We start from the raw sequence: 215 nt of genomic DNA, 5'->3' as shown, positions 1-215 counted from the left end.
ATGTTTCGTAGAAAACCAGCTATCCTAGTCAGTATTGTCTTTCACTATACCTACCACGGTTCTTCGGAGATTTTTGCTACAATCACCCGTTCGGACCTTTATAGTCCTGACCATGGTAAAATCACCAGGCTTCGGGTCTAACTTTAGACACTTAGCGTTATTTTAACGTTTGGTTTAACTACGAAATTTTCTCGCATCTAATGTTAACTTGCTGA

Annotated in this window: 1 rRNA gene; it reads right to left on the bottom strand. The window is 39.5% G+C overall.

The window, feature by feature from the left end:
* Nucleotides 1–215, bottom strand: a 23S ribosomal RNA gene (locus GSQ79_RS08235); the annotation flags it as partial.

Source organism: Beijerinckia sp. L45 (genome assembly GCF_009765775.1).
Taxonomy (GTDB): Bacteria; Pseudomonadota; Alphaproteobacteria; order Rhizobiales; family Beijerinckiaceae; genus RH-AL1.
The sequence above is the reverse complement of the archived record's forward strand: the minus strand, read 5'-3'. Positions and strand labels throughout refer to the sequence as shown.